This is a genomic window from Crocosphaera sp. (assembly GCF_030064895.1).
Lineage (GTDB): Bacteria > Cyanobacteriota > Cyanobacteriia > Cyanobacteriales > Microcystaceae > Crocosphaera.
On the sequence record NZ_JASJEB010000055.1, the window covers coordinates 19,929 to 27,858 of the forward strand.

The 7,930-nt window shown below is 34.5% G+C and carries 8 protein-coding genes; 1 reads left to right on the plus strand and 7 read right to left on the minus strand.

Features of this window, described 5'->3' with window-relative positions; translation table 11 throughout:
* Positions 1-12 precede the first annotated feature (12 nt).
* The 5 genes from QNJ66_RS13690 to QNJ66_RS13710 form a co-directional block, all read right to left on the minus strand.
* Positions 13-2,013: an ABC transporter ATP-binding protein/permease gene (locus QNJ66_RS13690; protein WP_300507837.1), complete on the minus strand. Its 2,001-nt coding sequence runs from the start codon at positions 2,011-2,013 to the stop codon at positions 13-15.
* A 93-nt stretch (positions 2,014-2,106) separates the two neighbouring features.
* A complete protein-coding gene (gene glyA, locus QNJ66_RS13695) occupies positions 2,107-3,390 on the minus strand; it encodes a serine hydroxymethyltransferase (protein ID WP_300507839.1) in 1,284 nt (427 codons plus the stop codon).
* 131 nt (positions 3,391-3,521) lie between these two features.
* Positions 3,522-4,118: a tRNA isopentenyl-2-thiomethyl-A-37 hydroxylase MiaE gene (gene miaE / locus QNJ66_RS13700; protein ID WP_300507841.1), complete on the minus strand. Its 597-nt coding sequence runs from the start codon at positions 4,116-4,118 to the stop codon at positions 3,522-3,524.
* A gap of 42 nt (positions 4,119-4,160) precedes the next feature.
* The gene (locus QNJ66_RS13705; protein WP_300507842.1) at positions 4,161-4,385 is read right to left on the minus strand and encodes a type II toxin-antitoxin system HicB family antitoxin; all 225 of its coding nucleotides are present in this window, start codon (positions 4,383-4,385) and stop codon (positions 4,161-4,163) included.
* Complete coding sequence (locus QNJ66_RS13710; protein WP_300507844.1) at positions 4,382-4,636, minus strand: type II toxin-antitoxin system HicA family toxin; 255 nt, start codon at positions 4,634-4,636, stop codon at positions 4,382-4,384. The genes QNJ66_RS13705 and QNJ66_RS13710 overlap by 4 nt, the downstream gene beginning before the upstream one ends.
* A gap of 383 nt (positions 4,637-5,019) precedes the next feature.
* Between QNJ66_RS13710 and argS the strand changes: the two genes are divergently transcribed.
* The gene (gene argS, locus QNJ66_RS13715; RefSeq protein ID WP_300507846.1) at positions 5,020-6,777 is read left to right on the plus strand and encodes an arginine--tRNA ligase; all 1,758 of its coding nucleotides are present in this window, start codon (positions 5,020-5,022) and stop codon (positions 6,775-6,777) included.
* 59 nt (positions 6,778-6,836) lie between these two features.
* On the opposite strand, the gene hemJ is transcribed toward argS, so the two are convergent.
* Positions 6,837-7,400, minus strand: a complete 564-nt coding sequence (gene hemJ / locus QNJ66_RS13720) for a protoporphyrinogen oxidase HemJ (RefSeq protein WP_300507848.1) — start codon at positions 7,398-7,400, stop codon at positions 6,837-6,839.
* A 159-nt stretch (positions 7,401-7,559) separates the two neighbouring features.
* Positions 7,560-7,826 (minus strand): tetratricopeptide repeat protein, encoded by a 267-nt coding sequence (locus QNJ66_RS13725; RefSeq protein ID WP_300507850.1) that lies wholly within the window; start codon positions 7,824-7,826, stop codon positions 7,560-7,562.
* Between the last annotated feature and the right edge of the window lie 104 nt (positions 7,827-7,930).

Genomic DNA, 7,930 nt, shown 5'->3' on the forward strand with positions numbered 1-7,930 from the left:
TTTGCTTAATAATTAATTCTCAATTCCTTTAATTTCCCAATTTCCTCCATCAAATATTTCTAATAATTGTTGATGGTATTGGCTTAAAGTTGGGCGATGTCCTACACTGATATAAGTAGTTCCCATGTGGGATAATTCCTGATACAATCTTTCTTCGTTTTTGACATCTAAAGCACTGGTAGCTTCATCTAGAATAGCATAACTGGGTTTAGTAATTAAAATGCGAGCAAAAGCCACCCTTTGTTGTTCTCCTAATGATAAGACATTTTCCCAGTTTTCTTCTGCTTCAAAACCCTTAAATCTTTCTGCTAAGTCGGGTAAATTAACAGTTTTTAACACCTCTTCTAACTGTGCATCTGTGATGTTATTTTCCGTATTAGGGTACAATAATTGCTCTCTTAATGTTCCCAAAATCATGTAAGGTTTTTGGGGTAGAAATAAGATTTTTTCTGCGTCAGGACGATAGATTATTCCTTCTCCTGAATTCCATAATCCGGCGATCGCTCTTAATAAAGAACTTTTCCCGGTTCCACTGGCTCCCATAATCAATAAATTATGATCATTACTGACATTTAAGGAAACATTTTCAATTAATATTCTCTCAGAATTAGGAGGCTGTAATGTAACACTTTCTAGAGCAACATCTGATGAAATTTGGGTATGAATAAAGCTAGTTTGTAGCTTTTCTTTTTTGAAAGCTAAGGGATTTAATGATTCATAAAACTCCCCTAAACGGTTAATACTAGCAGCGAATTCTGAGATACCTTGAATTTGATTGGTAATCAAAGAAAGTGCGCTTAATATTTGGAAAAATGCGAAACTTGTTTGACCAATCGCTCCAAAATCCAAATCTCCTCGCAAGTATAATGGAGCAATAATAATGTAAGGAATTAAACGAGGGAAAAATTGATATCCTAATTGGAATAACTGAATAATTGACTGCCAAATAATTAAGAGATCAAAATTTATAATTGCAGCCATTAATCTCTCAGTAACCTGTCTTTTTTCTAACGCTTCTCCCCGATAAAAAGCAATAGATTCTGCATTATCTCTTACCCTTACCATTCCATAGCGAAAATTAGCTTCTAAGCGTAATTGATTATAGTTAATACTAACTAAGCGACTTCCTACAATTAAAGCAACTGTAGTACCAAAAATAGCATAAATTATCAGTCCTCCCGTTGCTTCTTTAGAGAGACCGTATAAGATAGCTGAGAATGATAATAGAGTTAAAATTGAGTCAAGAATATCCAGTAAAAAATCAAGAGTAACCTTGGTAAAAGATGTAATATCTTGAGTGATACGTTGATCAGGGTTATCTACTTCTGTATTAGTAGCATTAGAATCTAATTCATAATAAGCACGATTATTAAAGTATTTATTTAAGAAGTGTTCTGTTAACCATTCTCTCCACATTAAACCAAGTTTTAGTCTCGTATAACGATAAATAACAATAATGGGAAGAGCTACCACTAATACCAAACCATAAATTATCATGAATTGATAAAAAGTTTCTTCATTTTTTTGATTTAATGCGTTATCAATAAAACGAAAAGTATAACTTATGATAACATTTAATCCATTAACTACTAATGAAAGAAATAATAGCGATGCTAATAATGACCATTGTTTCCATTTATCTGCTACATTTGCTTTTTGCCAAACAAATATGACTCCGCTAATAATAATGACATTCAGAGCAATATAAGGCCAAAATGAGTTCAAAAAACCATTAACATTTTTTATTAAACCTCCAGCAACATCACCAAAAAACTCAGGAAAAAGAATATTACTTAATAAAGTTAAGCCAATGGTTAACAAGAACGCTAAACTAACAACAGTAAAAACAATAACGACAATAAGTCCTAAAAACATCCATGTATTTTTAGTTATATATTTAACCTTTGTCGTCTCGGTTGTTTCCCTTAACTCTGTGGGAAAAAAATAAGGTTGTGCTGTTTCAATAAAGTGACGAACCAGTTGACGATTAAATTGAAAACGAGTTTGGGGCATTTTGTTATGTTAACTCCTTTGAAAATAACCCTCGGTTATGGGATGAAGATATTTGGAAGTAGGGGAATTTACCCCTACAAACGGTTAATTAACCTAAGCTAAAACAGGTAGGGGAATATTGAGATGAGGATAGAGAGGAAAGCGATCGCATAAAGCCTTGACTCGGTTTAAACAATCTTGCTTAACTCCTTCATCGTTGCGATTGAGTAAACAATCAGCAATAATATTACCAATTTCGGCAAACTCTTCTACCCCTAAACCTCTGGTAGTCATAGCAGGAGATCCTAAGCGTAGTCCACTGGTGACAAAAGGAGATTGTGGATCGAAGGGAACAGTATTCTTATTAGCAGTAATATTAATTTCACTTACTAACTTATCTGCTTCCTTTCCAGTCATGTCAATGCAGCGCAGATCCACTAACATTAAGTGGTTATCAGTGCCACCAGAAACGAGCTTAAAGCCTCGTTGACCCAATTGATTAGCTAGAGATTGGGCATTGGCGATAACTTGCCCAGAATATACCTTAAAGTCGGGCTTAAGGGCTTCTCCGAAGGCTACTGCCTTGGCTGCAATCACCTGTTCCAATGGGCCTCCTTGGGTGCCAGGAAAAACAGATTTATCGAACTTCTTGCCCAACTCGGGGTTATTGGTCATAATTAAACCACCTCTGGGTCCTCGTAAGGTTTTATGGGTGGTGGTGGTGACCACATCACAATAGGGCAGGGGGTTAGGATGATGACCACTGGCAACCAAACCGGCGATGTGAGCGATATCTGCCATGAGATAGGCTCCCACTTCATCAGCGATGGACCGAAACTTATCAAATTCGATAATTCTGGGATAAGCAGAGAACCCACAGATTAATAATTTGGGTTTTTCTTGCTTGGCGAGTTCTAAAATAGCGTCGTAGTCTAAGCGTTCTGTTTCAGCACTGACCCCATAATGGCATACTTCAAACCATTTTCCGGAAACGTTGACGGGGGAACCGTGGGTCAAATGGCCACCATGGGAGAGATCCATGCCCATGATTTTATCCCCTGGTTCGAGGAGGGTCAAGAATACTGCAAAGTTGGCTTGGGCCCCTGAATGAGGTTGTACGTTGGCGTGTGCTGCTCCAAATAATTCTTTGACGCGATCGATGGCTAATTGCTCGGCTTGATCGACCCATTCGCAACCACCATAGTAGCGTTTTTTGGGTAATCCTTCTGCATATTTGTTGGTTAACACCGAGCCTTGAGCAGCTAAAACGGCAGGGGAGGTGAAGTTTTCACTGGCGATTAATTCTAAATGTTCCCGTTGCCGTTGCAATTCCCCTTGTATCATAGCAGCAAGGGTGGGATCGGTCTGGGCTAAAAAATCTAAGTTGGTATCAGTCACTGTTATTCAATCCTTTCGTTTTGGCTTACGGTGTTTCCAAACCCTAATTATAATTAAGATTTGCCTCAATTTTCAAGAACATAAGATAACTTTAACAAAGTTTTTAGCAGTTGCTTTGATAATGGGATTCATTAACTATGAATTCTTGGTTCAGGGTGTAATGTGTCTAAAATTTCACTTTCGATAATTGATAATTCTTCTAATCTTTTTTGAACAACTTCTTTCTCAAAATAATTGTCTGCTAATATCCAATAAATACCATAATGTCTCGCTTCTGATGCCATTAAACTGCGGTAAAATTTAGCTAATTCTTGATCAGGACAATGGTTTCCTAATAGTCCTAATCTTTCGTGGGATCTGGCTTCTATTAAAGCGGCAATCAATAACGAATCTAATAATCGTTGTGGTTCTTTTTTACAAATTTTTGATTTTAATTTAGCTCCATAGGGAGGGGAAGATAGTGGGCCAAGGGGAATATTTTTTTTATCTAACCACTGATTAACTTGTTCAAAATGTTCTAATTCTTCTTGAGCAATCGCTGTTAATTTTCTCACTAGCATTGCATTGGATGAGTAGTGAAACATCAAATTTAAGGCTACGCTGGCGGCTTTTCTTTCACAATGAGAATGATCTAATAAAATGGTGTCTAAGTTATTAATTGCTTGTTCTATCCAGTCTGATTTAGTAGGATTTTTTAAGATATTTATTGTTGTTGTTTTGCTCAACATAATTGTTCTGATTATTTAATTTGAATGGATAAGACTCCCTCGTTAACGACGGGGTTTAAATAAATTAGAATTTGGTATTTCGGGGGCTTTATGAAAGGACTGACAATCAGCTAAATATTGCTCAATAACCTTTTGAAAAGCTTGTTCTAATTCATCAACAGATAAACCATCAAACACTATTATATCTCTAATATTGATTACCCGACCAAAAAATAAGCGATCGTCTTCATCGTATTCAATGATGGCCTTATATTCTTTGTATTTCATGGGTTAATCCTTGCTTTAAATAAAAATTCACGAATGGCTTTTATTTGGTATCTTTTTAATTGTTTTTGAGGATGGGGACTATGAATATTGAGGGAGAGTTTATTAACATCAAATCTAACTCCTCTATTATCCTCTTCAGTTGCTGTTCCTCCTATAGCTTTAATTAAGGTTATTACATCATCCCAGAGAATATTATTTGTCATGGGTTCTCTAAAGATAGCATCATAAATTTTGCGCTGTTTTTTGTTCATTCATTCATCATACTATCTTCTGAACTATGAATGTATAAAAAATTGAGAGCGATCGCATCATCAAATCTTAACTTTATCAGCACGAATTGCCTTCTATACTATAGCAATGGCCGGATGGTAATGATCAAAAGAGGAATCAGCTTAATATAAGTCCTGTTTGTACAGTCTACAGCAATTTTAATTTGCATAGATTAAACGTTAAAATGTCAACACTTATCAAACTCCCCACACTCACTCAACCTAAATATTAATAGACTCAATTGAAAACTGCTATGGAAGACTGTGTTACGATCTAATAATTTTGTAAATCTTAGCCTATTGACTATGATAAGCTAAATAAGCTAAAAAATAAGTTACATCTTTCTCAGCTATTTGTAGGTATTATGACTTCTATTAATGAGCAACTAACCCAGCAATTTAAAGACGCTTTAGTAAAGTCTTTTGGTGAAGATTTTCAAGAAATTGATCCTCAAGTAACAACTGCTAGGGATCTTAGACATGGAGATTATCAGGCAAATATAGCTCTTCCTTTAGCTAAAAAATTAGCCAAAAATCCTAGAGAAATTGCTCAAATTATTATTAGTAATTTATCTGTAGATACTATTTGTGAAACTCCAACTATTGGCGGACCTGGTTTTATTAATTTAAAGTTGAAACCTATTTATCTAGAAAATAAACTAAAATCTTTATATAAAGATCAACGTTTAGGAATTGAAAAAAATAGAAATCATGAGCAAGTTATTGTTGATTTTTCTAGTCCTAATATTGCCAAAGAAATGCACGTTGGTCATTTACGTTCTACTATTATTGGTGATTGTCTTGCCCGTACTTTAGAATTTTTAGGGTATGAAGTTTTAAGACTAAATCATGTGGGGGACTGGGGGACACAATTTGGAATGTTAATTACTTATTTAAAAGAAGTATATCCCGATGCTTTAACCCAAGCAGATGCTTTAGAAATTGGGGATTTAGTAAACTTCTACAAGCAAGCAAAAAAACGTTTCGATGAAGATCAAAACTTTCAAGAAGCAGCTAGAGAAGCAGTAGTAAAATTACAATCAGGAGAACAAGAAAGTAGTCAAGCTTGGCAATTACTATGTGAACAATCTCGCCGAGAATTCCAAAAAATTTATGATCGTTTAGACATAAAATTAACAGAAAGAGGAGAATCTTTTTATAATCCTTATTTAGATGATATTATCACTGCTTTAGACTCAGAAGGAATCTTAGAAAAAGATCAAGGTGCGCAATGTGTTTTCTTAGAAGGATTTACTAATAAATCAGGTAATCCTTTACCTTTAATTGTGCAAAAATCTGACGGTGGTTATAACTATGCAACTACAGATTTAGCTGCCTTAAGATACCGTATTAAAGAAGATCAAGCAAAAAGGATTATTTATGTTACCGATGCCGGGCAATCTAATCATTTTACTCAAGTTTTTCAAGTTGCCAAAAAAGCCAATTTTTTGCCAGACACAGTTGAAGTAATTCACGTTCCTTTTGGGTTAGTTAAAGGAGAAGATGGGAAAAAACTAAAAACTCGTTCAGGGGAAACTATTAAACTGAAAGACTTATTAAATGAAGCGATTAATTATGCTCGCAAAGATTTAGAAAATCGCTTACAATCAGAAGAAAGAATAGAATCAGAAGAGTTTATTAATAATGTAGCTCAAACCGTAGGAATTAGTGCAGTAAAATATGCTGATTTAAGTCAAAATCGTATCAGTGACTATATATTTAGTTATGATAAAATGTTAGCTTTACAAGGCAATACAGCCCCTTATATGTTGTATGCTTATGCTAGAATACAAAGTATTAGCAGAGAGGGAAATATTGACTATGAAAACTTAGGAGACAATATAGAAATTATTCTCCAAGAAGACACCGAGATTGAATTGGGAAAATATTTATTACAACTTAGTGAAACTATCAAAGAAGTAGAAAAAACCTTACTTCCTAATCGTCTTTGTGACTATCTATATGAACTTAGTAAAAAATTCAACCGTTTTTACGAAAATTGTCCCGTTTTAAAATCAGAAGAACCGACAAAAACATCTCGGTTATTGTTATGTGATTTAACAGCAAAAACACTAAAATTAGGATTATCTTTACTGGGAATTTCTGTCTTAGAAAGAATGTAATATACTAGGGGTTTAATCATATTAAGTTCCTAGTATATCTCACCGTTAACGATGATTTTTTAATCAGTAGATGAACTTAATTTTTCTTGAGCAAGCCGTCTTTTTTTAGCATATAATTGAATAGATGCTGCCATTAAAATCACTAAAGCAAAAATCAACCAAGTGGTTAAATCTAAAGGTAAATTGTTCTTAAAGATAGCTAATAAGACAATAACAACTAACAAAACCGTTGGAGCTTCATTTAAGGCTCTAAATTGTTGTCCTGTCCATTGACATTCTCCATTTTCTAACTGTTTCATGATTCTTCCACAGTAAAAATGATAGCCTAATAATAAGGCAACAAATACGAATTTAATATGTAACCATCCCGACTTTAAAACCTCAGTTTCTGTGGAAACTAAACCAATGGCCATGGCAACAGTAACAATCATTCCTGGGGTAGTAATAATGTTATAAAGACGTTTTTCCATAATTTCGTACTGTGCTTTAAGAATGCTTTGGTCAGGTTCTTTTTTCTCTGATGCTTCAGCATGATAAACAAATAAACGAACTAAATAAAACAATCCAGCAAACCAAACCACAATACCAATTAAATGAAAGGCCTTAAACCAATAATATGCCATAATTTCCTAAAGATTTCTCCTTCAATCATTCTTGAAATTGAGTTTATCGGGTTTAGGGAAATTTCTGGCAAATTTTAAATAAAAATTAAGACTTTTAGAAATGGGAGCATTCCCTATTTAAAAACGCTAAACTAAAAAATTGTGATACTCCCCAGTTTCTTAAGGAGCAATTGATTTAATTTGATTACTAATTTGCAATATTTCTATGGCTATTTCGATCTGTCCTTTCTCCTTAAATAAATTAGCAGATTTTTCTAAATCAGCAATAGCTTTTTGATAGTCTCCTAAGCGAACATAGGCATCACCTCGACGGAAGTAAGCCCCAGCATCGTTAGGATTAAGGGAAATCGCTTGGTTATAGTCAGCAATGGCTTTTTGATTGTCTCCTAACTTACTATAGGCAACCGCTATATAAAACTTACTCAAACTTACCCATCAAGTTTTTAGGCTCATGATAACTTGGTTTGAGTTTATTTTACTTCCTGCTTCATCCAAGGGAGTCGGCTCTGACTTGTCCACAGGCGTAACTT

Excerpts from the sequence above, each read along its gene's own strand:
- QNJ66_RS13690 (WP_300507837.1), bottom strand. The coding sequence starts at position 2,013 with ATGCCCCAAACTCGTTTTCAATTTAATCGTCAACTGGTTCGTCACTTT.
- miaE (WP_300507841.1), bottom strand. The coding sequence starts at position 4,118 with ATGTTGAGCAAAACAACAACAATAAATATCTTAAAAAATCCTACTAAA.
- QNJ66_RS13705 (WP_300507842.1), bottom strand. The coding sequence starts at position 4,385 with ATGAAATACAAAGAATATAAGGCCATCATTGAATACGATGAAGACGAT.
- QNJ66_RS13710 (WP_300507844.1), bottom strand. The coding sequence starts at position 4,636 with ATGAACAAAAAACAGCGCAAAATTTATGATGCTATCTTTAGAGAACCC.
- argS (WP_300507846.1), top strand. The coding sequence starts at position 5,020 with ATGACTTCTATTAATGAGCAACTAACCCAGCAATTTAAAGACGCTTTA.
- hemJ (WP_300507848.1), bottom strand. The coding sequence starts at position 7,400 with ATGGCATATTATTGGTTTAAGGCCTTTCATTTAATTGGTATTGTGGTT.